The organism is Legionella brunensis, from assembly GCF_001467025.1.
In the GTDB taxonomy this organism is placed as follows: Bacteria; Pseudomonadota; Gammaproteobacteria; order Legionellales; family Legionellaceae; genus Tatlockia; species Tatlockia brunensis.
This window is the reverse complement of record NZ_LNXV01000004.1, coordinates 168,431-193,267: the sequence shown is the minus strand read 5'-3', so window position 1 is coordinate 193,267 and position 24,837 is coordinate 168,431. Positions and strand designations below refer to the sequence as shown.

Genomic DNA, 24,837 nt, shown 5'->3' with positions numbered 1-24,837 from the left:
ATAACTTAAACAACTCCCAAATAATTTAAGGAGATATAAATTTTATGCACGAGTTATCTTTTTGCCGCTCTATCCTAGAAATTATTAACAAATATGTTTCTGAAATTAAATGCCAGCGAGTAAAAAAAATTTATCTGGAGGTAGGGCAATTAACAGCAATTGACGAAAACGCATTAAAATTTGGCTTTAATATTGCGGCGGTTGGGAGCATTGCTGAAGATGCCTCTTTAGAAATCATTACTATAGAAGGAAAGGCAGTCTGTGACTTTTGTCGAAAAACTGTTAGGCTTAAGCATTATTATGATGGTTGTGAAATTTGTGGCCGTTTTTTATTAAAAGTAATTCAAGGTGAAGAATTGCGAGTTAAATCCATGGAGGTTGACTAATGTGTGGGTTATGCGGTTGCTCAGAAGAGGATAATTTATCTCATCACAATAGTGAGAGTACCTTGATTGCACACCACCACCATCATGCATCCAGTAAAATGGTTCAGGTTGAACAAGATTTACTCTCTAAAAATGATCAATTTGCTTTAGCTAATCGTCATACTTTTTTGAAAAATAAAATTATTGCAATTAATCTCATGTCAAGTCCCGGCTCAGGAAAAACAACTCTTCTAGTCAGGACTATTTCGGATTTAAAAAATCAGATAAGCATTGCAGTTGTCGTGGGGGATCAGCAAACGGATTATGATGCTGAGAAAATCAAATCCACTGGGGCCCAGGCTATCCAAATAAATACGGGTAAAGTTTGTCATTTAGATGCTCATATGGTCGGACATTCTCTAGAAACTTTAGTATTGCAAGAAGGTAATATTCTCTTTATCGAAAATGTAGGTAATTTGGTTTGTCCTGCTTTATTTGATTTAGGTGAAACCTACCGGATTGTTATTCTCTCAGTAACAGAGGGGGATAATAAACCATTAAAATATCCGGAGATGTTTCGTAAAGCTGATTTACTGATTTTAACCAAAACAGACTTACTCCCTTATGTTGAGTTTGATGTATATAAATGTCTTGATTATGCAAGAAGGATTAATCCTTCAGTGGAGGCGTGTAGTCTTTCGGCGCGTACAGGCGAAGGCCTTATGTCATGGTATGAGTGGTTGGCGATGAGACAATTTTAAACTGTATGGAAAGAATACAAATTCTAATTAGAGGGCAGGTGCAAGGTGTTGGATTTCGTCCACATGTTTATCGTATTGCCCGAAAACTCAAGCTAACAGGGTGGGTACAGAATAATGCATTGGGTGTTTTGATAGAGGTTCAAGGTTTAGCTGCAGCTATTTTTTTATCGGAGCTTGTTATTGCTTTGCCTCCATTGGCGAAAATCGATGATATACAATCAAAAGCCATTGCTTTGGTTGAGGATGAAACTATTTTTCTAATCAGAGCCAGCAATAGTGGGGTCATTCGCAGTATTATTTCACCAGATACAAGCATATGTAATGATTGCTTAAATGAATTATTCGAGCCTCGAAGTCGGTATTATCGCTACCCTTTCTTAAATTGTACAAATTGTGGACCAAGATTTACTATTACTCGAAATCTTCCCTATGATCGATGTCAAACAGCAATGGATGAATTCCCTCTTTGTTGTGCTTGTTATAAAGACTATTCTCTTCCAACTAATCGTCGTTACCATGCCCAACCCACTGCATGTGCAGCATGTGGCCCACGACTTTCAACCTCTATTGAAACAATTTCGCAAGCTTTACTTGAAGGTAAAATTGTTGCTTTGAAGGGCATGGGAGGTTATCAATTATTATGCAATGCGAGAAATGAGGATGCTGTCTTAAAATTGAGACAGCGAAAAAATCGTGAAGCAAAGCCGTTTGCATTAATGGTTGTAAACAGTGAAAGCGCAGAGAGCTTGGTTGATGTGAGTATCCATGCAAAAAAAAATTTGCTAAGTCAATCGCGGCCAATTGTATTACTGAGAAAAAAAGAGAATGTCTTGCCCCAGTTAATTGCGCCAGGTTTAGCGTTTTTGGGGGTGATGTTACCTTCAACGCCATTACATTATTTAATTTTTAATACTCTAATTGGATCTCCTGACGGTTGCGATTGGTTAGATAACATCCAGCCTCAAGTGTTAATTGCAACTAGTGCGAATCTTGCAGGTAATCCCTTACTGATAAACGACGAAGAGGCCCACAAAGAGTTATCTGCTATTGCTGATTTAATTGTTACTTATAATCGTAAAATTATTGCTCGTGTTGATGATTCGGTTATTAAACTTACTAACGATAAGCCTATGTATGTAAGGCGTGCGCGAGGGTTCTCACCAGAAAGTATTCGATTACCTTATGCTATTCCCACAACACTTGCTTTGGGTGGGCATCTAAAAAATACATTTTGTATAACAAGAGGAAATGAAGCTTTTATCTCGCAACATATTGGGAGTTTAACCAACAAAGCGACTATTGAATTTTTTCACGAATCCCTTGCTCACTGGATACGTTTTTTGGATGTAAAAATTGAACGGATTGCTTGTGATTTGCATCCTGATTTTTATACATCGTGGCTAGCTAATGAATACAATATTCCGGTTTTCCCTGTACAGCATCATCAGGCTCACCTAGCTGCTGTTGCAGCGGAGCATCATCTTTTAGAGCCGGCCTTGGGGCTGGCTTTAGATGGCTATGGTTATGGTTCAGATGGGCAAGCCTGGGGTGGGGAGTTATGCCTTTTGGAGAAAGATAGTTTTAAGAGACTAGGTCATTTTTATCCTATACCTCAGCCAGGAGGGGATGTTGCTTCTCGCGAACCTTGGCGAATGGCTGCTGCAGTTTTACAACTTCTAGGGAAAAATGGAGAGATAGCTAAACGATTCTCTGATAAAACTCATGCATCTTTGGTGGCTACTCTGCTGGAAAATAACTTTAAATTCCCTATGACTAGTAGTTGTGGTCGTTGGTTTGATGCAGCGAGCGCCTTGTTAGGCGTTAGTTCCACTTCTCAGTATGAAGGACAAGTGGCTATGCAATTGGAAAGTTTGGTCACTAAGCCTACTATTTTGCCTAAGGGGTGGATTATCAGGCAAAATCAATTCAATTTGTTACCTCTGTTTAACCATCTACTCGATATTGCGCCCATTGCAGGAGCTAACCTTTTCCACGGTACATTAATAGCTGGTTTGACAGATTGGCTTTTATCCCAAGCAAAAAAAACAGCCATCAAAATTGTTTTGTTAAGTGGGGGATGTTTTTTAAATCAGGTGCTTGCTGAAGGGTTATCCAAACGATTAATGGATTGTGGATTAAAGGTGTATTTCCCATTGAGGTTACCCCCCAGCGATGGGGGGATATCGTTAGGTCAAGCATGGGTCGCTGGGAATAATTCAATAAGGAATGCCTTATGTGTTTAGCGTTACCTGTCCAAGTGACTAAACTGCTTGATGAAAAAAGAGCTATTGTAAATCTTGGTGGGATTGAAAAGGAGATTTCAACAGCCTTGTTAGAGCAAGTTTCTGAAGGTGATTATGTTATTCTTCATGTTGGCTATGCTTTAACCAAATTAAACGAAAAGGAGGCTAAGAAAACCCTGTCTTTGTTTGCTGATATGAGACAAGGGAAGTGAATATGAAATACATTGATGACTTCCGCAATGCTGACTTTGCAAAGACATTAGCAAAAAAAATCGCAGATGCTGCTATCCGCTCACGTTATTATCGATTAATGGAATTTTGTGGTGGTCATACTCATACTATTCATCGATATGGGTTACCTCGTTTATTGCCAGATAATGTTGAAATGATTCATGGGCCAGGATGTCCTGTTTGTGTATTACCAATTGCTCGTATTGATCAAGCAATCTTCCTGGCGAATTTACCTGAAGTTATTTTTTGCAGTTATGGTGATATGTTGCGTGTACCAGGCTCAAATCAATGCAGTTTATTGCAAGCCAAAGCAAGAGGGGCTGATGTACGGATGATTTATTCCGTCGATGATGCGCTACATATTGCCCAGCTTAATCCCCAAAAGGAAGTGGTTTTTTTTGCGATTGGTTTTGAAACGACAACACCTCCTACTGCTTATGCCATAAAGCGAGCAAAGCAATTAAAATTGCCAAATTTTACTGTTTTTTGTAATCACGTCCTAACGCCGGTTGCAATGGACAGTATTTTACGGACCCAAGATGATATTGGTTGCAACTTAGATGGTTTTGTGGGGCCTGCACATGTCAGTATTGTAATAGGTAGCCAAGCTTATGAAGCAGTGAGTCGAAAATATCAAAAGCCTATTGTTATTGCAGGGTTTGAACCACTCGATGTCTTGCATGCTATCTTAATGCTAATAGAGCAAATTAATAAAAAACAAAGTCAAGTTGAAATTCAGTATACACGTGCAGTGACGCGTGATGGCAATGTAATGACACAAGATCTCATGACGGAAGTGTTGGCGTTGCGCTCAAGTTTCGAATGGCGAGGGCTTGGACAAATTCCAAAAAGCGCCTGGCAAATTAAATCAGCTTATAGAGAATTTGACGCCGAAAGACGCTTTAAACTTCCAAAGACCCAAGGAGTAGAACATAAACAATGTGATTGTGGTGCTATCTTACGAGGAATAAAAAAACCTCAGGATTGCAAACTGTTTGCGAAAGTTTGCACCCCACAGAACCCCTTGGGAGCCTGTATGGTTTCTTCGGAGGGTGCTTGTGCAGCAGTGTATGCTTACGATCGAGGAAGTCTATGATAACAGAAGCAATTATTAAAAAATCTTTAGGGCCGAAAATTAACATAAAAAATGGCTGTATCGATTTAAGCCATGGCAGCGGTGGTCGCGCTATGGCGCAACTGATTGAGCAGCTTTTTTTAGCAGCATTTAATAATCCTTGGTTGGCACAAAAAAATGATCAGGCTTGTTTTCATGTTGATGCAGGTTGTTTAGTGATGGCTACGGATGCCCATGTGATTTCTCCCCTATTTTTTCCAGGAGGGGACATTGGCTCTTTGGCAGTACATGGAACAGTCAATGACATCGCTATGGCCGGAGCAAAACCATTGTACCTATCAGCGAGTTTTATTTTGGAAGAAGGGTTTCCCTTTGCTGATTTGAAAAAAATTGTGACGTCCATGGCAAATGCTGCGAAAGAAGCTAATGTTGCAATTATCGCGGGGGACACTAAAGTTGTTGAGCGTGGGAAAGGGGATGGTGTTTTTATTAGTACTACAGGACTTGGAGTTGTTCCTAAGGGTATTCACATTTCAGGAAATAGAGCAAAACCAGGTGATCAGGTTATTGTCAGTGGTTATATTGGCGATCATGGAGTTGCTGTTTTATCCCAACGCAATAATCTACAATTTGCTACGACAGTTCAATCAGATACAACGGCATTAGATGATTTAGTTAGTCATATGATTGCAGCTGTACCTGACATTCATTGTCTTCGAGACCCAACGCGAGGGGGTGTTGCAACAGTTCTAAATGAGTGGGCAAGCCAATCAGAGGTCGGATTTATTATTAATGAGAAAAGTATCCCAATTCGCACTGAAGTGGCCAGTGCCTGCGAGTTATTAGGTCTTGATGCTTTATATGTGGCAAATGAGGGGAAGCTTTTAGCGATATGCGCTGCTGAAGATGCAAATAAATTATTGATGACCATGCGTGTTCACCCAAAAGGGCGGCATGCGGCTGTCATTGGTGAAGTAGTTGAGGATCCCGGGCATTTTGTGCAGCTGCGTACGAAGCTAGGTGGACTACGTATTATGGATTGGCTTGTGGGTGAGCAATTACCGCGAATTTGCTAACACGTCAAATTAGGGATGAACAGTGATAGTGAGTGAGAAGAATTATTTTTTACCCAAGAGCCAATTGCAGGGGCTAATTCAAGCCTTACATCAGTTTGGTTTTTCCTGTATTGGTCCACAAGTTCGTGATGGTGCTATTGTTTATGATGTTCTCACTGAAGATAAGCAATTGCCTTGGGGTATTCGTGATTATCAAGAACCTGGCAAATATCGTCTAGAAGCGTGTGATAGTAAAAGAGCATTTGCTTGGGCCAATGGGCCTCAAGCAATAAAACCTCTCTTGTTTAAGCCTAACGAAACAGTTTGGCGTGTTGCTCGCAATAGTAAAGGACAATTAGAATTTAAGGCTCATGAAGCGGAAGTTCAACCTACCGCTATTATAGGCGCGCGTTCTTGCGATTTGGCTGCTATGGCAATTCAAGATAAAGTGTTTTTATCTAATGGCCATGTGGATATTCGTTATCGTATTCGTCGAGAATCGTTATTTATTATTGCAATCAATTGCAGTTATTCATCCGGGAATTGCTTTTGTGTTTCAGCAAGAACAGGACCTGAGGTTAAAAATCATTTCGATATTCTTATGACAGAATTGGATACGGGTTTTGTTGTTAGGAGTGGTAGCCGACAGGGTCAAGAAGTTCTAATTAGTTTAAATATAAAAAAAGCGAATAGATATCAATTGAGCCAAGCCAGCCAAGAGATCAAACGAGCAGCAGCGATGCAAACAAAACGTATTCCTATGGATAATCAGCGAAGTTTACGCGATTTATTATTTGCTAATTTGGGGCATCCTCGTTGGGATGATGTCGCTGAGCGTTGCTTATCTTGTGGGAATTGTACCTCTGTTTGCCCTACCTGTTTTTGTCATAGTGAAAAGGATATGCCAAGTTTTGATGGACAAAGCAGTGAGCATCAACGCGAATGGGATTCCTGTTTTACTGCAGGGCATAGTTATCTGGCAGGTAAACCTATACGGGAAACAACGAGTCAACGCTATCGACAATGGCTCACTCATAAGGTAGGCAGTTGGTTTGATCAGTTTGATACAAGTGGTTGTGTAGGATGTGGTCGTTGCGTGACGTGGTGTCCTGTTGGAATTGATATTACGGAAGAATTGGCTGTGATTTCTGGAGAATCAAATACGCGGGAAACGGATAATGATTAGCTCAATTAGTGATGCCTATTTACCACAACTTGCAAAAATTAAAGCACGCCGACAAGAATCACCCACCATTTTTACTTTAGAGACCTGTTTTGTTAATTCTTTACACCAGCATTTTGCATTTTATCCGGGGCAATTTAACATGCTCTACATGTATGGTGTAGGGGAAGTAGCGATATCAATCAGTTCAGATCCTGACGAAAACTCTCATTTAAGTCATACAATCCGGGCGGTAGGACGAGTAACTCGCGCTTTACAAACCTTAAAAGAGGGAGATTTAATCGGTATTCGCGGTCCTTATGGTCAAGGTTGGCCACTTAGAGAGGCGCGTGGAAAAGACGTGGTCATTGTCACTGGGGGCTTAGGCTGTGCCCCAACAATTGGCGTCATTAATTACATTTCAAAAAGACGTAAAGAATATGGTGCATTAAAAATTCTTCAGGGGGTCAAACATAGTGATGATCTAATTTTTCGTAAGCAATACGAAAAATGGCAAGAATTGCCCTCTACTGAGATTTATGTTGCTGCCGACCAAGCTGGCCCTACCTGGCCTTGGAAGGTTGGCTATGTGACCGACATGATTAACTTACTGCACTTACAACCTAATAATACAATAGTGATGATGTGTGGTCCTCAAGGAATGATGTTTGCGGCTATCTTGGCATTGCTAAAGCAGGGTATTTCTGAGAAAGCGATTTATCTTAGTGTGGAGCGTAACATGGAGTGTGGGCTAGGTCATTGTGGACATTGTCAGTATGGTGGTTTATTTGTTTGTAAAGACGGTCCTGTTTTTGCTTATCCAAAAATAAAAGCTTTATTTTCAGAAATAGGGTTTTAAGGATGAAAAAGCCTCGCCTTGCTATCCATAAATTTACATCTTGCGATGGTTGTCAATTGGCCTTTCTAAATGCAGGAGAAGCTTTGCTAGTTTTGTCAGAACAGGTTGAATTAGTGCATTTTTCTGAGGCAGGTCTCCTTGACCTTAAAACAAAAATTGACATTGCCTTTGTTGAAGGTAGTATTTCAACACCTGATGAAATCACGCGTATTCAACAAATTCGTGACAATTCAAAATACCTTATTACCATTGGTGCTTGTGCGACAGCAGGTGGCATCCAGGCTTTACGGAATGCTGTAAATTATAAAGAATGGCTAGCAAGTATTTATGCTTCCCCAGAAACCATCCGCGCATTAGATACCTCAACGGCAATAGCTAATCATGTCAGGGTGGATTGGGAGTTATGGGGATGTCCGGTAAATACTCATCAAGTGTTGGATGTTATTCGCTCTTTGTTATTTGATGCTGCTCCTAAAATTAAACGAGATTCAGTGTGCCTGGAATGTAAAAGAAAAGGTCATATTTGTGTGTTGGTTGCCAAGCAAGAGCCTTGCATGGGGCCTGTAACTCAAACGGGATGCGGGGCACTTTGTCCTGGTTTAAATCGTGCTTGTTATGCTTGTTATGGTCCTTCTGAAAATTCGAATTCTATTGCCCTGGGATCTTGGTTTAAAAAAAATGGAAGGGATTCTGATAAAATCGCTCGTCAATTTTTACATATTAATAATCAAACACCTGTATTTCACAACGCAGGTAATTTTTTTAAAGGGATTAAAATTGTCAAGGAGTAAAAGCAAATCAATAGAGATACCTATTCTTGCTCGTGTAGAAGGAGAGGGGGCTCTTGAAATACAAATTACTGATAAAAAAATACAAGCCTTGCAATTAAAAATTTATGAGCCTCCGCGGCTGTTTGAAAAATTTCTGGAGGGGCGTGACTATGACGAAGTATTGGATATTGTTGCGCGCATTTGTGGTATTTGTCCTGTCGCTTATCAAATGAGTGCTGCTCACGCGATTGAGGATTGTTTTCAGGTGCGGATAAGTCCTTGGGTTCGTGAAATGCGTCGTTTGTTCTATTGTGGTGAGTGGCTTGAAAGTCACAGTATTCATATTCATTTTTTAGCAGCTCCTGATTTTTTGGGGTTTAAATCAGCACCAGAGATGGCAAAAGTTTACCCTGAGGAAGTACGCCGTGGTTTACGTTTGCAAGCATTAGGGATTGAGCTTATCGAATTGTTCGGAGGACGCTCTGTTAATCCGGTTGGTGCTTGCATTGGTGGTTTTTATAAGGCTCCAGATAAGGCTATGGTCCAGTCCTTATTAGGACGAGTAAGGGCGAGACGTAAAGATTGTGAAGAATTGATTCAATGGGTTAACTCATTACCACTTAGGGATAATTCTCATGATTTTACTTGCGTTTCACTGTATCATCCCAATGAGTACCCAATGAACGAAGGTCGAATTGTTTCTAATAAAGGATTAAATATTGCTGTTGAGGAATTTGATATCCATTTTAAGGAGTTTCAAGTCCCATATTCCAATGCACTGCACTGTTTGTTGGAAGGAAAACCTTATTTAGTTGGTCCTTTAGCGCGTCTTAATATCAATTATGAAAGTTTACCCTCCCCAATAAAAAAAATTTTAAAAGAAACTGGCATTAATTTCCCTAGTAACAATATGTATTATAGTATTCTTGCTCGTGCAGTAGAGGTGTACTATTGTGTTTTGGAGGCAGAACGCATTCTAGAACAGTATACATACCCAGAGTCACCTCATGTTGAAATTAAAGTTTCCTCGGGAAAGGGGTATAGTTGTACAGAAGCACCAAGAGGTCTTTTGTGGCATAGCTATGAGATAAATGAGGAAAACTTAATTAAATCAGCGCAGATTGTTCCGCCAACTAGTCAAAATCAGGCTCGTATCGAGGAGGATTTGAGAGTTTCCTTGCAACAATTTGGTCTAGCTAAGCCTGATAATGAATTGAGGGCTTTCTCTGAAATGATTATAAGGAATTACGATCCCTGTATTTCTTGTTCAACTCATTTTCTAACTTTGCGAGTGAGGCGTGAGTGATAGAGCTTCGAGTGTTAGGTATCGGTTCCCCATTTGGGGATGACAGTCTAGGATGGGAAGTCATTAAATTATTGCGACAACAAGATCCCCTGCAACAGTATAGTAATAAAAGGTTACAGTTACTTTGCTGTGATAGACCTGGCCTACATTTACTTGAACTTATGCGTGATGTAAAAACCATTTTTTTAATTGATGCAGTCAAAATAAATGGGGAGGTAGGTGCTTTACATTATCTAAAAAATGAAGAAATTGAAGTAATTAGCCCTGTACAATCCACCCATGAACTAGGAGTAGGCTATGTCATGAAGATAGGAAATGTCCTGAATTCCTTACCCCAAGAGATAGTTTTTTATGGTATAGAGATAGGTGACATCTTATTTCAATTCGAACTGTCAATGCCAATTAAAAATGCAATTGAGAAATTATCATTTCGAATAGGAAATGATATTGCATCTCTACTAGATTAATAGCACTGTATCTAAGTACGTTGGTATAATACAACTCCAGGAAAGTTCAGATTCGATATGTTCTTTTAGTGCTGTAGAGGCAGCGGGTTCACCGTGCGTTAAAAAAACTTGTCTGGGTGGGGAATTAAAATTTTTTAGCCATAATAAAATTTCCTCATAATCTGCATGTGCGGAAATATTATCTAATACGCACACTTTAGCTCTGACTGGATATAATTGACCATGAATTTTGATAGTTTGAGCATGATGTAATAATTGTTCTCCTCGTGTCCCTGAAGCTTGGAATCCGGTGATTAATATTGTATTTCTTGGATTGGGGGCAATGATTTTTAAGTGATGTAATATTCGTCCACCTGTCATCATGCCACTAGCAGAAATAATTACTTTAGGCATGAGGCTATTACTAATCGCTTTTGATTCTTCAGGTGTATTAATGTAGGTTGCAGCATGACATACGTTATAGCATTGGGCAGAGGTAAGATGATGTTCATTTTTATTGTTATTAAGGATCTCTGTGGCATCAATAGCCATAGGACTATCGAGATAAATCGGCAAATCAGGGATGCGGTTGCTTTGTTTTAAGTGATATAAGTAATAAAGAATATTTTGTGCGCGTCCCACTGCAAAGGCAGGAATAAGAATCGTTCCGCCATGCCTTACGGTATCATTCACAATCCGGGCTATTTCCTCCTCTGGGTTTGTTTTATCGTGTAATCGATTCCCATAGGTAGATTCCAGAATTAAGTAATTTGTATCTGTCATAATAGTGGGGGATTTCATGATAGGGTCATGGGCACGTCCTAGATCACCGCTAAATAATATTTTTAATCCATTATAATTGATATGAATTAACGAGGCGCCAGGAATGTGGCCCCCTTGATGCCAGCTAAATTGACAGCTTTTAGCTAATATGTAAGGTATCCCATATTCGACTATCTTAAATTGTTTTATTGCTTCAACTGCATCATCTTGCGTATATAACGGTAATGCAGGGTGATGTTTAGTATAGCCATATTTATTGGCTCGTTTAGCATCCTCCTCTTGCAAATATCCACTGTCAGGTAACAAGATAGCACATAATTCCTTTGTTGCTTTTGAGCTATAGATAGGTCCTTTGAATCCATTTTTTACTAATAAAGGTAAGTACCCAGTATGATCAATATGTGCATGAGTGATAACAACTGCATCAATAGAAGAGGGTTTTATAGGTAGGGGCTCCCAATTTCTCAGCCTAAGTTCTTTGAATCCTTGAAATAAGCCGCAATCGACAAGGATTTTTTTATTTTCTACTTCTAAGAGGTATTTTGAGCCAGTAACTGTGCCTGTAGCACCTAAAAAAGTAAGCTTCATTTTTTCCTTATGATTAGATAGTAGTAGCTAATGTTTAAACAATAAAAATAATTGAGTTCACACACTTAATGGTAATGTAATTATGGCGAACTCGGTAAATCAATTTTAATTCTAGTTCCTAGCGTTAATCTTAATGCATTAGCAATGGCAAGAATGTCGATGACTTCTTGAAGTATGGCACCGGTAACTGGATTAATAAATCCAGCTGCAGCAAATCCCATTCCAATAATACTGAATATCATACCTCCAATAGCACTTTGTAAGGCAATGTTGCGCGTATTTATACTAAGATGGATTAATTCATCAACTTTATTTAACGTGTTTTCCATAATAACAGCACCAGCTGCTTCGGCTGTTATATTGCTGAATTGTCCAAATGCAATTCCAACTGTTGCTGCTGCTAATGCTGGAGCATCGTTGATGCCATCACCCATAAAAACTGTAGGGGCTTTCGTTGTCTCCCGGCGAACAATTGCAAGTTTTTGTTCAGGGGTTTGAGATGCATAAATATCTTTTATCTTCAGAATATTAGCTAAGTAATTAACTTCGGAGCTTCTATCTCCTGAAACCAACATAATTTTTTCGAATTGATGAGATGGGGTTAGATGGCCAATAAATGATTTACTTTCTATGCGCAAAGAGTCATGAAAATTGAATGAAGCAATATATTGATTATCCAGAAGGACGATACATTCTAATCCAAGTGTTATGGCGGGTAGTAATGTTGCGTATTGTGGCATAGTTTCTAACAGCTTTTTTCGGCTGGTAATTTGAATTGTATGGTTATTAATTATTCCACGTAATCCTTCACCTGGTTTTTCCGATACATTCGATGATTGAATGAGTTTTAAATTTTGCTCCTGTGCTGCTTTTAAGATTGCACTTGACAATGGATGTTTTGAGTAGCGTTCAAGGCTGGCAACATATTGCAGTAGTTTTCTTTTCGTAAAATTACTTTTTACCATAAAAATTTCTGTCAAAGTTGGCTTGCCATAAGTCAGAGTACCTGTCTTATCAAAAATGGCCGTTTTACAGATAGATAATTGCTCGAGAATCGCAGGATCTTTTATAATAATCGCTTGTTTTGCGGCCCTTGATATAGAACTAATTATTGTAATTGGAATCGCTAGTAATAAAGGACACGGTGTCGCAATAACTAAAACGGATAAAAAACGTACTGGATCTCCTGTGAAATACCAGCTAATAAATGCAAAAATCACGGAAATCGGAGCAAAAATTGCCCCGATTTGATCTCCTAATCTTCTGATAGACGGGCGTTTCTGTTCTGCTTCCTCTAATACCTTTACAATGGCGGCATAGCGGGAATCTGATGGAGGTTTCGTTGCTTTAATAACTAATAAGGTTTCTCCATTAATAGCCCCGGACAAAACATATGAACCAGGTGCTTTGGAGATTTGATAGGGCTCACCTGTTAGATAGGACTCATCCATAGAGCCATGCCCTTCAATTACAATACCATCGACAGGGCAAGGCTCATGTGGGTGTATAACGATTTCATCATTAATCTTGAGATCTGATAATATAACATCTTCAAGATGATGATTTATTTTCCGGTGGGCAGCTGAGGGCATGCGGTTGGCAAGCGCCAATAAAACAGAAGAAGCTTTACGCTTGGCGTAATACTCTAAAGTTTGACCACTAGCAAGCATGAGAATAATAAGATTTGCAGCTAGATATTCCTGTAAAATAACACTGGCTATTAATGCGATTGCTGCTATTGAATCAGCTCCTAAATTACCTTTGCTTAGCTTAAGTATTATCTGCAAAAATACTGGGATGCCACCTATTATAATAGCAAATATAAGAGGTATATTGGGCTTTGGAAGACTACAAACAGTCATAACGATGTATATGCCAATTGCAATCAATGATAATAAGGCAATATATAATTCCCATCTGGATTCCCATGCTCTAAAAGATAAGGTCATGGTGTTTTTCTGTTAATCCGTAACAAAAATTTGTGTAACTTCATTGCTGATAGTCCCACCTACATTTCTAGCCTATATTATTAAAAATTAATTATATGTTGTATAAAAAACATTTCAATAAATCCATCATGAAGTAACATCGAGTTTTAGTTTTATATTACTAGGTACTGAAATTAGAAATTAGAACTTTGACAATACTCCTTCATAGAATGGAGCATTGCTAACCGAGATGCTACCTGAAAAAGGGTAGTCAAAACTCAGCGCTAAGGTTAAATTAAAGCTAACGACAATAGCCAAACAAATATTAGCCAAAATACGCATTGTCCCACCTGCTCTTGCTTTTAAAAGACTTGATAAAAAAATGATAACTACCGCTCCTAGGATTAATGCAGTGCGTAATTCATTACTAAGGATGCTGTGTAATGCAATTAATCGATCACGACGATTCGCTAATAAGGTGCCAAGGGTGCCGATTGCTTGCCTGTAATATAGCGCTTGTTTTGGTGTAGTCGGAGTATAGTTTTGAAAGGCTGTTGTCATATTTTGTAGTGCTTCCCATGCTGGCTCACTTTCTTTACCTTGACGCATAGTCTGCCATTCATCAGTTCTTACCATTTTTACATAGTGTTGTAAGGTATTTTGTAGAGGGAGTCTGTCTTTCTCAGGAAAAACAGCAATATTTCTAATAATCACACTAAGCGAATCTGCTTCTTGATAGACAATTTTTTGGATGGATAGGTAATGATTCCAGAGAGTAATGATTACAAAGCCTAGAAAAACTCCATAGCCGCTTCCCATAACATTAAGAATACTGTCTGTACTACGTGAATACTCTTGATCCACCGCTTTTTTAGGTATTAAGAGAGACGCTATATAACTCGCGAAAAATGAAAAACTAAGGAGCAGGACTAGATTAATCAAAAATATTCCCCACACAGATAAAGTATTAATTACTTCACGAAACATATTGCTCTCCTAGCATCCATCTGTGGATTAAACCCTTTCATGGCTTAAACTCTTGTGATCTATGATATACTGTAGTTTTAACTTTTTTTTCAATACATTTCTAATACCCTATCTTGCTTTTGCAATGGTGCAGCCATGAAAACCAATCAATTCATTGTTAGTACGTCGTTTTTTCTACTGATATGGTTCATTTGAAAGGGAATTGAAATCTTTTGTGGAGTATTATTTTTATCAACTAAATTATGTCCTAGTTGCCCTTTATCATTATCGCCAAAACTATACACACTCCCTTTCTTTGTTTGACATAAGGTATGAAGATGTCCTGCAGCAATTGCGGTCACAAATTCATTTTGAAGTCTGGTTATGAGCACAGGAGTTGGTTCTGATCGTTCTTTACTGTTAGTGTAAATTTTATCAAGCCCTAATTGTCCGTTGGCATTAGAACCAAATCCATAAACTTTCCCCTCGTTAGTCAGGCAAAGCGAATGTTCATGTCCCGCCGCAACCATAATGACTTTTTTATCTGATAAATGTTTAATCAGTGTTGGTTTTGTGACATAAAAATTAGTGCCCAATTTGCCGTTGGTATATTCTCCGCTACCATAAACTTCACCGCTTTCAGACAGGAACAATGTATGATTAAATCCGCTAGCGATTGCAGTAATTTTTGTTTCTCGTAGTGCAACCACGAGCGAGGGGTAAGATTGCGAGCAATTAGGAGGTAATCCTAGTTGACCAAATGCACTCCACCCAAAACTATAAACTAGCCCAGCTTTTGTAATGCAGAAAGAGGCAGAGTCTCCTGCAAAGATAGCAACAATTTTTTGATCAGTTAGTGCTTGTATTAACTGAGGCGTGTATTGTTTCTGAAAATGTCCAAGACCTAATTGACCATACTGATTTTCTCCCCAACTATAAACATGACCATTTTCAGTTAGGAATAAAGCATGATTGCTACCTGTGGCCATCATTGAGATTTTTTCATGAGCGAGTTGCTTGAGAAGTTTTGTAGTGCCAGGATTAGGGATTTTCTTTATGCTATCGCTAAAAATGTTGCCGCTGATATAGACTTTGCTGTCGGCAGTTAAATATAAAGTATGAGACTGCCCACTGACTATTTGTACCACTTGTAGATTTTCATTGGGTTTTTTCCACATAGCCAGGGTATGCCATCCCTTAGTTTTTTTTTGCGGAGGAGGTATAAGGCGGGGCGTATGCAGTTTTTCATCTTCAGCAAAAGATAACTTTTCATGACGATTATCGCCCCAAGCATACCAATTATTTTGTAAAGAAGTATAAAAGCTTGAATGACCACCTGCCGCAATCCTTACTGCTTGAGGCTTTAATATCTCATATAAGGCGCGATTGTGGTGATAACAATCCCAGACAGCCTCACTAATTGTTAGTTTTGGATTATTACGGCTTATAGCGCGGACTTTTGCTATAAGCAGGGTCTGCATGAAAATAGCAGTACTTTCAGCATCAAGATAAGTGAGAATAAGAGAAATTAGCTCTAATGGTAGATGAATGAGAGAGCCATTGTCGTTATTCTGCGTGACTATTTGAGTCTGTGTCATTTTACTTGTTCCATTAAGATAAGAAGTGTTCAGCACTTTACCTTAATGAGTTTAATTTGTTTGATGGGTAATATTACCCATCGTGGGAGAAATCAAAGAAAATAAAAAAATATCCATGGGTTTCGTGCGTCAAAAAACAAAAGCTCAATGATGATTATTAGGGTGATTTCTTAGTTTTGGGTTTAGCTTGACCAATAGTTTCCAAATAAAATGCAGGTTTAGGATAGCCTGCGAATTCCACGGTTGTACCCATTCCGGCGGCAAAATGATAGAGATTATGGCAGTGGTTCAGCCAGATGCCAGGATTATCTGCATCAAATTCGATTTTAACGGTACTATTAGGTTGCACAAGCACGGTATCACGTAAAGCACCATTTTTAAGTTTGACACCGTCAATTTCGGTTACTTGAAAAACATGTCCATGAAAGTGCATAGGATGGGACATGTTATTCTTATTGGTAAAGACCATTTCAACACGTTGCCCTTTGTCAATTACTTTAGGGATGACTTTAGGCCAGGCCTCCCCATTGAGCGTCCATTGATAACCATTCATAGTCCCTTGCAGGATATAATTCAAACTAATATCTATTTTTTTTGTTGCTAAGGGCTTTACTGCATTGAGTTGTTTTTCCAATTCATAATAAGGGATGCGACCTGTTTTTTGCGTTGCTGTGGTGCTTAGTTGAGTAATTGAGGCTTTAGAGGTGGCGATAATAAGCCCCGTTTGCTTATTAGTTCCCTCCGCTTGAGCCAAAATAGGAAATGCACCTCCTTTTTGTGGAATAGTCACTAGAATATCTAGGCGATTACCAATACCGATAGGAAATTGATTCCCCTTAATGGGTTTAATATCTTCACCATCAACGGCCACTAAAGTGCCTTGAAGAGTGCCTAAATTAATTTCAAAGTTGGTAGAGGCGGCTGCATTGATAATGCGAATTCTTACTTGTTGACCTGCTGTGACTGTTTTGATTTGTGGGTTTGCCAAGGTGGCCTTATTCGTAAGGAAAGCATCATAATCAATGTCATTATAGTCAGCATTATCTCCCATGGTCATGCCAGTAGGCATGCTCATCTTCATATTGGTTGAGTTCTGCATATTCATGCTATTTTTTTGCATGGTCATGTTGGTTGAGCGTAATTTCTGAAAAATTTTGTTCGGATCCTGATAGGTAAAATCCTGTAAAAACATAATAATTTCTTGCTCATGATGAGGGTTACCAGGTTCATAAATAATAAAAGGCGCGGATAATTGTTGCTGTTCTTGAAAACCTTCGTGGGAATGCATCCAATAAGTGCCTGACTGAACTAATTTATATTGATAGGGACGGCTTTCACCAGGTTGTATAGGTGTTTGCGTAACTCCCGGAACACCATCTTGATCATTGGGAACGATAAGACCGTGCCAATGGAGTGTTATAGGCTCAGCTGTTTTATTTACAAGCATGACATTAAATAGTTGACCTTTTACACCGAAATAGCCCTCTCTACTAGTAGAACCGTCTGGGTGAATGAATAGAACATCAAATGCTTTGGCAGTTTTACCTTTCCCATCAAGTTGAAATTGTTTATCGGATACTTCGATAACGGTTTTCTTGGATTGGGGGCTAGAGGATGTTTCTTTTGCGAAATTGGTTGATGGCAAAAAAACGAATGCCCAAGAAATAATCCAAGAAATTAAGAAATAGTGTTTATTAAATTTTCTCAACTGTTCCATGATGGTAGCTCAAATATCCATAACTATTTTAAAAATAGTACAAGATGGATTGAACTTCCTATTCCTTTGAATGTATTTGGCAGAATCTTCAGATTACAGACTTTAACGATTCTGCCATCATATTTAGGCTAAAGAGGCGATATCAATTACAAAGCGGTAACGCACATCACTTTTTAATACACGCTCATAAGCTTCATTGACTTTTTGTATGGGTATTAACTCAACGTCGGCAGTGATATTATGCTTACCACAGAAATCAAGCATCTCTTGCGTTTCTTTGATCCCTCCGATCAACGAGCCTGCAAGACTGCGACGACCACCTACCAGCGAAAAAGCACCAACAGGCACATTTTCTTCAGGAATACCTACTACTACCAGAGCACCATCTCGTCTCAGTAATTTTAAATAATCGTTCCAGTCAATGCCCGCAGAGACTGTACAGATAATTAAATCGAAACTATTTGTTAACTGGTTAAAGGTCGCTGGATTAGACGTCGCATAAAAATGATCTGCGCCTAAGCGTTTGCTATCTTCTTGCTTTTTATTCGAATGACTAAGGACGGTTACGTTTGCTCCCATAGCATGGGCAATTTTTACTCCAACATGTCCCAGGCCTCCTAAGCCTACAATGGCTACTCTTTTACCCGGGCCAGCTTGCCAATGCCTGAGAGGAGAATAAAGAGTAATCCCTGCACATAAAAGTGGTGCAGCAGCATCAAGAGGTAAATTTTTAGGGAGATGTAAAACATAATCTTTGTTGACTACCAGCTGCGTCGAATACCCACCCTGAGTTAAATGACTGCCATCGCGTTCCATGCTATTGTATGTCCATGTCGGGGTCTCTGCGCAATACTGCTCTAAGCCTTCTTGGCAGTTATTACATTGTCGACATGAATCAACAACGCAACCTACGCCCACATGGTCACCTTCTTTAAATGCGCTAACATTTTTACCGATGCGATTCACTATGCCAACAATTTCATGACCAGGAACCATTGGAAAAAGAGCGCCTCCCCACTCATCACGTACTTGATGGATGTCTGAATGGCAAATACCACAGTAATGGATATCAATTAAGACATCATCATCACCAACTTCCCTACGTTCAAACGAATAAGGTTTTAAGGGTTCTTTAGCAGCTGCTGCGGCATAACCTTTAACTGGAATCATGGTGTTATCCTTCAATTAAAATTTCCTTGGGACATAAATAGTAGGCTTTGCTCTTGGAATTTGCAAAACCTTCAATGAAACTAGGTAATTAATTCTCTTATAGGCAATGGTTATTGCTAAAGATACATAGTAAAGTACTCTTTTTTAAAATCTTAAGCACTATGGCAAAACTCTATTTCTATTTTGCTGCGATGAATGCAGGGAAAAGTACGTTATTGTTGCAAGCTAGTTATAATTACCGTGAACGTGGAATGCAGACTTTGCTCTATACTCCTGCAGTAGACACCCGTTATGAGCAAGGTTTAATTCATTCTCGCATCGGCTTATCAGAGCAAGCCCTTACTTTTCACCCAGAAGATAATTTATACCTGCAAGTCAGCCAACGACGAGAAGACGGACAGGTATTTGCTTGCATTTTGATTGACGAAGCACAATTTTTGACTCGTAATCAAATTTATCAACTGACTGACATCACCGATAGGCTCAAAATTCCAGTTTTAGCTTATGGCTTACGCACAGATTTCAGGGGCGAACTGTTTGAAGGTAGCCAGTATTTGCTTGCTTGGGCGGATGAGCTGGTAGAAATTAAAGCCATTTGTCATTGTGGCCGTAAAGCAACCATGAATTTACGTATTAATGAGCATGGTCAAGCGATTTCGGAGGGAGAGCAACTTCTCATTGGTGGTAATGAGGCCTATGCAACGACTTGTCGCTTGCATTTTAAGCAGGGGCAAGCGAAATCATGAATATAGTAATAATTGGGCAATAAAGGTACCAATTCGGTCCGATTTTTGGTATAATTCGCCGCAATTTTTGCGGCTGTTTAAGGAGTAACATTGTCTGATTCTGTTGCTGTGGATTCCAGGGTGGTTTTTCCTCGTAATAATATGATGGCATGGATAGTCTGCTTGTCAGCCGGATTATTTTTCTTTTATGAATTCTTTCAGCTAAATATCTTTGATGTAATTAATCAGCCATTACGCGTTGATTTTCATTTAGATGCTGCACAATTGAGTTGGATGTCTAGCACTTATTTGTGGGCTGATATTCTTTTTCTTTTGCCTGCCGGAATTATTCTTGACCGTTTCTCTACGCGAAAAGTTATTATCACAGCGATGATGATTTGCGTTGTTGGTACTGTAGGTTTTGCAATCACCAATTCGTTTGTTCTGGCGTGTTTTTTTCATTTTCTTTCAGGTATTGGCAATGCGTTTTGCTTCTTGTCCTGTGTTGTTTTGGTTTCACACTGGTTTCCTCCACGTCGTCAGGCTTTAGTGATAGGCTCTCTTGTTACTATGGCTTTTCTAGGTGGTATGATGGCACATACGCCTTTTGCTCATCTTAATGAATATTATGGCTGGCGACGTTCTTTAGTAATTGATGGTGCTGTAGGGGGTCTTTTATTACTATGGATTTACTTAACAGTTCAAGACCGACCAACTACCTCTGGCGGAAGAGAAAAAGCAGCACAACCGCCTGTTATCCTTAGTTTTTTACAAGCACTTGGTAATACACAAAATTGGTTAGCCGGTCTTTATACCTGTTTTCTTAATTTACCTATCATGGTGCTTTGTGCATTGTGGGGGGCAAGCTATCTGCAGGTGGTGCACCATTTACCAGAAATTGCAGCAAGTAATGTTGTTAGTCTTATTTTTATTGGTAGTATCGTTGGCTGTCCTTTGGTGGGGTGGCTTTCTGATAATCAGGGACGCCGTAAACCTTTAATGATAATTGGAGCGATAGCAACATTGCTAACAGTGATCCCTTTGTTTATGAATATCAGCCTATCTCAGACTTCGTTGAGCATTTTATTTTTTGCTCTAGGCTTTTTCACAAGTACACAAGTTATTAGTTATCCTCTTATTGCTGAAAGCAACTCCTTGGAAAATACTGGGGCAGCGACAGGTATTGCTTCCGTGCTAATTATGGGAGGGGCAGGTGTTGGTCAAGTGTTATTTGGTTTATTAATGCAGCATCATGCGGGTGTTTCTGCCCATGAGTACGCAGTTGCTGATTTTCAATATGCCATGTGGATGTTTCCTCTTACGGCAGTAGTAGCATTATTTGCTGTATTGCTAACCCGCGAAACTTACTGCAAACGTTAGGATTTAGGAGTTTTTATGCAGATGGTAAAAGAATATAAAGATGAAAAGCTGGCTTCTTTATTTTTGCCATGGTTGGTTTGTTTTAGTGCGTCCTTATTCTTCTTTTATGAGTTTATTCAAGGCAATATGTTTGCTTCAATTGCCGACAATATTATGCGTGATTTTCACGTGCAAGCAGACAAAATGGCATATTTATCAAGTATTTATTATTTGTCGAATGTTATTTTTCTTTTTGTGGCAGGTTTTGTTCTCGACCGTTTTTCTACCAAAAAAACCATTATGTTTGCAATGTTTCTATGTGTGATGAGCACCTTTATTCTTGCTCATGCGCAATCTTTTTATCTTGCTTTATTTTGTCGTTTTGTAACGGGTATTGGCAGTGCCTTTTGCTTTTTAGGACCAATTCGCATTGCTTCTCGTTGGTTTCCACCAAAGCGGATGGCATTGGTAACCGGCGCTATTGTTACAATGGCTATGACAGGTGGTATGTTGGCGCAGTATCCCCTGACTAAATTAGTTGCGCAGATCGGTTGGCGCGATGCCTTAATGCAGGTGGGCTGGCTTGGGACAGCGATGCTAATTTTTATGTCTTTTGGGATTATTGAAAAGACAAAAGAATTCCATCAGAAGATTAGTCAGAAAATCTCAGTCATTACTGCTGCTAAAAAAGCTTATCTAAATCCTCAAACCTTAAAAGCGGCGCTTTACACCAGTCTTATGAATATGGCAATTGCAGTGTTTGGTGCAATGATGGGATCTCTCTACTTAGTACAACGAATGGGAATTACTAAAGAGGATGCCGCAGTCGTAAACACCATGTTGTTTCTAGGCGCTGTCATCGGAGGACCTCTATTAGGTTGGTGCTCTGATAAATTAGGCTTGCGTGTGTTGCCAATGAAAATAGGTGGTATTGCTTCTTTAGCAACAATTTTGGCAGTTTTGTATGCCCCTGTTTCATTGCCAATCATGAAAATTCTGTTTTTTATGCTAGGTTTTTTTACTGCATCTCAGGTTATCAGCTATGCTTTAGTTGCTGAAAGTAGCTCACCACTAATGACGGCTACCGCAGTCAGCGTGGTTTCAATTCTAACTCAGGGTGGTTATATCATTTATCAGAATCTATTTAGCATTTTGTTAATGGGGCATGGTGAAATGCAAATGGTCAATGAGATACCTGTATATTCTCTGGGGGATTATCAGTTTGCTGCCATGATTTTACCTTTAGGATTAATTTTAGCCTTATTTGCTTTGTTAGGACTAAAAGAAACCCATTGCCGACAAATAGAGGAATAAAGAATGCCAGGACGCGTTTGTATTTTATTAATGGATTCTTTAGGTATTGGGGCAAGTCTTGATGCCCACCGCTATGGTGATGATGGAGCAAATACCTTTGGGCATATTCACATTGCTTGCAGGGAAAATCGTGCGGATAAGCTAGGACTACGCCAGGGTCCTCTATCGATTCCCCATTTGGCAAAAGTGGGTTTATACCACGCTGCTGTTGCCAGTTCTGGTATACAGCTCTTGGATTTGTCGACGCTTGCAGAACCTGAGGGCTACTATGGCTATGCAGTTGAGCAAAGTTTAGGCAAAGATACACCAAGTGGTCATTGGGAATTAGCGGGTGTACCAGTACGTTTTGACTGGGGATATTTTCCAAACGAGCGACCCTGCTTCCCAAGTAAATTAATTGATAAATTCATCAAAAAGGCCAATTTGCCTGGGGTGCTTGGGGAAAAGCATGCCTCTGGGACTACAATCCTTGATGAGTTAGGGGAAGAGCATATAAAGACAGGCAAGCCTATAGTTTATACTTCAGCGGATAGCGTGTTTCAAATTGCAGCCCATGAACAAAGCTTTGGTTTGCAGCGGCTATACGAGATTTGTGAAGTAGCCCGTGAGTTAGTCGATGAGTATCAAATTGGCCGTGTTATTGCCAGACCTTTTATCGGAACTCCTGGTTCATTTGCGCGAACGGGGAATCGTCGTGATTATGCCACCCCACCTCCAGCCCCAACTTTGTTGGATGAGTTAAAAAATGCAGGTAGAGAAGTCATTGCTATTGGTAAAATAGCAGATATTTTTGCACATCAAGGCTTAACACAAACAATTAAAGCTGATGGTAATATGGCATTGTTTGACGCGACATTAGCTGCAATGAAAAAGGCCCCCGATGGTAGTTTGGTTTTTACCAATTTTGTTGATTTTGATTCTTCATATGGCCATAGACGTGATATAGCGGGTTATGCTCATGCGCTTGAGCAATTCGATGAGCGTTTGCCTGAATTAAAACAATTGCTTAAACCCAATGATTGGGTGGTTATAGCAGCTGACCATGGTTGTGACCCCACTATGCCAGGTTCTGATCATACGCGAGAGCATATCCCTGTATTAGTTTTTGGACCTCACTGTCCCAGTAAATTTGTTGGACGCCGGGATACTTTTGCTGATATTGGACAAAGTATTGCAGAGCATTTAGGCATTTCACCCTTGCTTCATGGGGTATCTTTTATTAATAGTTTGGAATAGAGTTATAACACTACAGCTTTGTTAAGAGTAATGCAGCTATTTCTAAGTTGTAAAATTAGAAGTCAGCAAGTTTTATCGGGGCATCTACGCGGCGAAACCTATGATCTATCCTACCCCATTTTTAAGTTACTATGCTTCAATTGATCTTAAGCTCACCTCGTTGCGCAAGAGTGTATTATTTATTTTATGGGATAGTAAAAGACCTTTGAAAGCTTATGAAATACTCGAGAAGCTAATATTAATAAAACAAAATTCGACTCCCCCATCGGTTTACCGTGTCCTTGATTATTTTGTAGATTTAGGGGTGGTACATAAAATTGAATCAATCCAATCCTATACCCTTTGTCACGAACCTGAAAAGCATTTACCCTCTGAAGTACTAATGGTGTGTAATAATTGCCATCAAGTGCAAGAAGTATACAATAACGGGATGCATGTTTTGGTACAGCAATTAGCGCACGATAATCATTTTTATCTTGGGCAAGATACCATTGAGCTAAAAGGTCTTTGTGAAAAATGTCACTCAGGTGTCGAAGACCCACTGTCTAAATAAAAATTGCTGACTCTATATTGATTTTTTTTTTCTCATCCCCATCTAAGGCAAATTCTATCTTTCAACGAGGATATATTTTGGATCAATATCGTGGCACGACTATTCTCTCCGTTAGACGAGGTAATAAAGTAGTAATAGGCGGTGATGGGCAAGTCACCATGGGCAATACGGTGATGAAAGGCAATGCTCGTAAGGTTAGACGTCTCTACAAAGACAAAGTTATTGCTGGTTTTGCAGGGGGAACAGCGGATGCTTTCACGCTTTTTGAACGTTTCGAACGAAAACTGGAAATGCATCAAGGACACTTGACCCGAGCGGCTGTGGAACTAGCTAAGGATTGGCGAACTGACAAAATTTTACGTCGTTTGGAGGCTCTATTGGCCGTAGCTGATAAAACTGCTTCTTTAATTATTACTGGTAATGGGGATGTTATTGAACCAGAGGGGGGATTGATTGCCATCGGTTCTGGTGGTCCATTTGCGCAATCGGCAGCGCGGGCATTACTGGAAAATACCAAATTATCGGCGATTGAAATCGTTCGCAAAAGTTTAGCCATTGCAGGTGACATTTGCATTTATACAAACCACAATTTAACTATTGAAGAATTGGATAGCGACAGTGAATAAT

At 39.4% G+C, this 24,837-nt stretch carries 23 protein-coding genes; 17 read left to right on the top strand and 6 right to left on the bottom strand.

The features are described 5' to 3' along the window. Nucleotides 1-44: 44 nt before the first annotated feature. From hypA to Lbru_RS02465, 11 genes are read left to right on the top strand one after another with little or no spacing between them, the layout of a single operon-like run. Nucleotides 45-386, top strand: a complete 342-nt coding sequence (gene hypA, locus Lbru_RS02515; RefSeq protein WP_058440609.1) for a hydrogenase maturation nickel metallochaperone HypA — start codon at nucleotides 45-47, stop codon at nucleotides 384-386. Then, nucleotides 386-1,126 carry a hydrogenase nickel incorporation protein HypB gene (hypB, locus tag Lbru_RS02510; RefSeq protein WP_058440608.1) on the top strand — a complete coding sequence of 247 codons (741 nt, stop codon included), beginning with the start codon at nucleotides 386-388 and terminating at the stop codon, nucleotides 1,124-1,126. Before hypA ends, hypB begins: the two co-directional genes overlap by 1 nt. Before the next feature lie 5 nt (nucleotides 1,127-1,131). After that, on the top strand, nucleotides 1,132-3,369 hold the full coding sequence (hypF, locus tag Lbru_RS02505; RefSeq protein ID WP_058440607.1) for a carbamoyltransferase HypF: 2,238 nt from the start codon (nucleotides 1,132-1,134) through the stop codon (nucleotides 3,367-3,369). After that, complete coding sequence (locus Lbru_RS02500) at nucleotides 3,360-3,581, top strand: HypC/HybG/HupF family hydrogenase formation chaperone (protein WP_058440606.1); 222 nt, start codon at nucleotides 3,360-3,362, stop codon at nucleotides 3,579-3,581. Before hypF ends, Lbru_RS02500 begins: the two co-directional genes overlap by 10 nt. A gap of 2 nt (nucleotides 3,582-3,583) precedes the next feature. Next, on the top strand, nucleotides 3,584-4,696 hold the full coding sequence (gene hypD, locus Lbru_RS02495) for a hydrogenase formation protein HypD (protein ID WP_058440605.1): 1,113 nt from the start codon (nucleotides 3,584-3,586) through the stop codon (nucleotides 4,694-4,696). Further along, the gene (gene hypE, locus Lbru_RS02490) at nucleotides 4,693-5,751 is read left to right on the top strand and encodes a hydrogenase expression/formation protein HypE (RefSeq protein ID WP_058440604.1); all 1,059 of its coding nucleotides are present in this window, start codon (nucleotides 4,693-4,695) and stop codon (nucleotides 5,749-5,751) included. The genes hypD and hypE overlap by 4 nt, the downstream gene beginning before the upstream one ends. A 22-nt stretch (nucleotides 5,752-5,773) precedes the next feature. Next, nucleotides 5,774-6,916, top strand: a complete 1,143-nt coding sequence (locus tag Lbru_RS02485) for a 4Fe-4S dicluster domain-containing protein (RefSeq protein WP_058440603.1) — start codon at nucleotides 5,774-5,776, stop codon at nucleotides 6,914-6,916. Next, nucleotides 6,909-7,751 (top strand): FAD/NAD(P)-binding protein, encoded by an 843-nt coding sequence (locus tag Lbru_RS02480; RefSeq protein WP_058440602.1) that lies wholly within the window; start codon nucleotides 6,909-6,911, stop codon nucleotides 7,749-7,751. The genes Lbru_RS02485 and Lbru_RS02480 overlap by 8 nt, the downstream gene beginning before the upstream one ends. A gap of 2 nt (nucleotides 7,752-7,753) precedes the next feature. Further along, a complete protein-coding gene (locus tag Lbru_RS02475) occupies nucleotides 7,754-8,542 on the top strand; it encodes an NADH-quinone oxidoreductase subunit B family protein (RefSeq protein ID WP_058440601.1) in 789 nt (262 codons plus the stop codon). After that, nucleotides 8,529-9,827: a Ni/Fe hydrogenase subunit alpha gene (locus tag Lbru_RS02470; protein WP_058440600.1), complete on the top strand. Its 1,299-nt coding sequence runs from the start codon at nucleotides 8,529-8,531 to the stop codon at nucleotides 9,825-9,827. The genes Lbru_RS02475 and Lbru_RS02470 overlap by 14 nt, the downstream gene beginning before the upstream one ends. Further along, nucleotides 9,824-10,294 carry a hydrogenase maturation protease gene (locus Lbru_RS02465; protein ID WP_058440599.1) on the top strand — a complete coding sequence of 157 codons (471 nt, stop codon included), beginning with the start codon at nucleotides 9,824-9,826 and terminating at the stop codon, nucleotides 10,292-10,294. The genes Lbru_RS02470 and Lbru_RS02465 overlap by 4 nt, the downstream gene beginning before the upstream one ends. Here the strand turns inward: Lbru_RS02465 and Lbru_RS02460 are convergent. The 6 genes from Lbru_RS02460 to Lbru_RS02435 form a co-directional block, all read right to left on the bottom strand. Further along, nucleotides 10,286-11,644: an MBL fold metallo-hydrolase gene (locus tag Lbru_RS02460; protein ID WP_058440598.1), complete on the bottom strand. Its 1,359-nt coding sequence runs from the start codon at nucleotides 11,642-11,644 to the stop codon at nucleotides 10,286-10,288. The genes Lbru_RS02465 and Lbru_RS02460 overlap by 9 nt on opposite strands. A gap of 80 nt (nucleotides 11,645-11,724) precedes the next feature. Next, nucleotides 11,725-13,593 (bottom strand): heavy metal translocating P-type ATPase, encoded by a 1,869-nt coding sequence (locus Lbru_RS02455; RefSeq protein WP_058440597.1) that lies wholly within the window; start codon nucleotides 13,591-13,593, stop codon nucleotides 11,725-11,727. A 180-nt stretch (nucleotides 13,594-13,773) separates the two neighbouring features. Further along, entirely contained in the window at nucleotides 13,774-14,559 is a 786-nt protein-coding gene (locus Lbru_RS02450; protein WP_058440596.1) for a bestrophin-like domain, read from the bottom strand. Between the two features lie 146 nt (nucleotides 14,560-14,705). Further along, nucleotides 14,706-16,136: an RCC1 domain-containing protein gene (locus Lbru_RS02445; RefSeq protein ID WP_058440595.1), complete on the bottom strand. Its 1,431-nt coding sequence runs from the start codon at nucleotides 16,134-16,136 to the stop codon at nucleotides 14,706-14,708. Nucleotides 16,137-16,293: 157 nt separating this feature from the next. Further along, complete coding sequence (locus tag Lbru_RS02440; RefSeq protein ID WP_058440594.1) at nucleotides 16,294-17,853, bottom strand: multicopper oxidase family protein; 1,560 nt, start codon at nucleotides 17,851-17,853, stop codon at nucleotides 16,294-16,296. A gap of 123 nt (nucleotides 17,854-17,976) precedes the next feature. Then, complete coding sequence (locus tag Lbru_RS02435) at nucleotides 17,977-19,023, bottom strand: NAD(P)-dependent alcohol dehydrogenase (RefSeq protein ID WP_058440593.1); 1,047 nt, start codon at nucleotides 19,021-19,023, stop codon at nucleotides 17,977-17,979. A gap of 161 nt (nucleotides 19,024-19,184) precedes the next feature. Between Lbru_RS02435 and Lbru_RS02430 the strand changes: the two genes are divergently transcribed. The 6 genes from Lbru_RS02430 to hslV all read left to right on the top strand — a co-directional run bounded on the left by Lbru_RS02430 (nucleotide 19,185) and on the right by hslV (nucleotide 24,836). Continuing rightward, nucleotides 19,185-19,769, top strand: a complete 585-nt coding sequence (locus Lbru_RS02430) for a thymidine kinase (protein WP_058440592.1) — start codon at nucleotides 19,185-19,187, stop codon at nucleotides 19,767-19,769. A gap of 90 nt (nucleotides 19,770-19,859) precedes the next feature. Further along, the gene (locus Lbru_RS02425) at nucleotides 19,860-21,128 is read left to right on the top strand and encodes an MFS transporter (RefSeq protein WP_058440591.1); all 1,269 of its coding nucleotides are present in this window, start codon (nucleotides 19,860-19,862) and stop codon (nucleotides 21,126-21,128) included. Between the two features lie 15 nt (nucleotides 21,129-21,143). After that, complete coding sequence (locus Lbru_RS02420; RefSeq protein ID WP_058440590.1) at nucleotides 21,144-22,421, top strand: MFS transporter; 1,278 nt, start codon at nucleotides 21,144-21,146, stop codon at nucleotides 22,419-22,421. 3 nt (nucleotides 22,422-22,424) lie between these two features. After that, nucleotides 22,425-23,657, top strand: a complete 1,233-nt coding sequence (locus tag Lbru_RS02415; protein WP_058440589.1) for a phosphopentomutase — start codon at nucleotides 22,425-22,427, stop codon at nucleotides 23,655-23,657. Between the two features lie 100 nt (nucleotides 23,658-23,757). Next, nucleotides 23,758-24,210: a Fur family transcriptional regulator gene (locus tag Lbru_RS02410; protein ID WP_058440588.1), complete on the top strand. Its 453-nt coding sequence runs from the start codon at nucleotides 23,758-23,760 to the stop codon at nucleotides 24,208-24,210. 77 nt (nucleotides 24,211-24,287) lie between these two features. Further along, on the top strand, nucleotides 24,288-24,836 hold the full coding sequence (gene hslV / locus Lbru_RS02405) for an ATP-dependent protease subunit HslV (RefSeq protein ID WP_058440587.1): 549 nt from the start codon (nucleotides 24,288-24,290) through the stop codon (nucleotides 24,834-24,836). The last annotated feature ends 1 nt before the right edge of the window (nucleotide 24,837 follow it).

What these genes read in the sequence shown, in the direction of transcription:
- hypA (WP_058440609.1), top strand. Translation starts at nt 45, where the DNA reads ATGCACGAGTTATCTTTTTGCCGCTCTATCCTAGAAATTATTAACAAA.
- hypB (WP_058440608.1), top strand. Translation starts at nt 386, where the DNA reads ATGTGTGGGTTATGCGGTTGCTCAGAAGAGGATAATTTATCTCATCAC.
- hypF (WP_058440607.1), top strand. Translation starts at nt 1,132, where the DNA reads ATGGAAAGAATACAAATTCTAATTAGAGGGCAGGTGCAAGGTGTTGGA.
- Lbru_RS02500 (WP_058440606.1), top strand. Translation starts at nt 3,360, where the DNA reads ATGTGTTTAGCGTTACCTGTCCAAGTGACTAAACTGCTTGATGAAAAA.
- hypD (WP_058440605.1), top strand. Translation starts at nt 3,584, where the DNA reads ATGAAATACATTGATGACTTCCGCAATGCTGACTTTGCAAAGACATTA.
- hypE (WP_058440604.1), top strand. Translation starts at nt 4,693, where the DNA reads ATGATAACAGAAGCAATTATTAAAAAATCTTTAGGGCCGAAAATTAAC.
- Lbru_RS02480 (WP_058440602.1), top strand. Translation starts at nt 6,909, where the DNA reads ATGATTAGCTCAATTAGTGATGCCTATTTACCACAACTTGCAAAAATT.
- Lbru_RS02475 (WP_058440601.1), top strand. Translation starts at nt 7,754, where the DNA reads ATGAAAAAGCCTCGCCTTGCTATCCATAAATTTACATCTTGCGATGGT.
- Lbru_RS02460 (WP_058440598.1), bottom strand. Translation starts at nt 11,644, where the DNA reads ATGAAGCTTACTTTTTTAGGTGCTACAGGCACAGTTACTGGCTCAAAA.
- Lbru_RS02455 (WP_058440597.1), bottom strand. Translation starts at nt 13,593, where the DNA reads ATGACCTTATCTTTTAGAGCATGGGAATCCAGATGGGAATTATATATT.
- Lbru_RS02450 (WP_058440596.1), bottom strand. Translation starts at nt 14,559, where the DNA reads ATGTTTCGTGAAGTAATTAATACTTTATCTGTGTGGGGAATATTTTTG.
- Lbru_RS02445 (WP_058440595.1), bottom strand. Translation starts at nt 16,136, where the DNA reads ATGACACAGACTCAAATAGTCACGCAGAATAACGACAATGGCTCTCTC.
- Lbru_RS02440 (WP_058440594.1), bottom strand. Translation starts at nt 17,853, where the DNA reads ATGGAACAGTTGAGAAAATTTAATAAACACTATTTCTTAATTTCTTGG.
- Lbru_RS02435 (WP_058440593.1), bottom strand. Translation starts at nt 19,023, where the DNA reads ATGATTCCAGTTAAAGGTTATGCCGCAGCAGCTGCTAAAGAACCCTTA.
- Lbru_RS02430 (WP_058440592.1), top strand. Translation starts at nt 19,185, where the DNA reads ATGGCAAAACTCTATTTCTATTTTGCTGCGATGAATGCAGGGAAAAGT.
- Lbru_RS02420 (WP_058440590.1), top strand. Translation starts at nt 21,144, where the DNA reads ATGCAGATGGTAAAAGAATATAAAGATGAAAAGCTGGCTTCTTTATTT.
- Lbru_RS02415 (WP_058440589.1), top strand. Translation starts at nt 22,425, where the DNA reads ATGCCAGGACGCGTTTGTATTTTATTAATGGATTCTTTAGGTATTGGG.
- Lbru_RS02410 (WP_058440588.1), top strand. Translation starts at nt 23,758, where the DNA reads ATGATCTATCCTACCCCATTTTTAAGTTACTATGCTTCAATTGATCTT.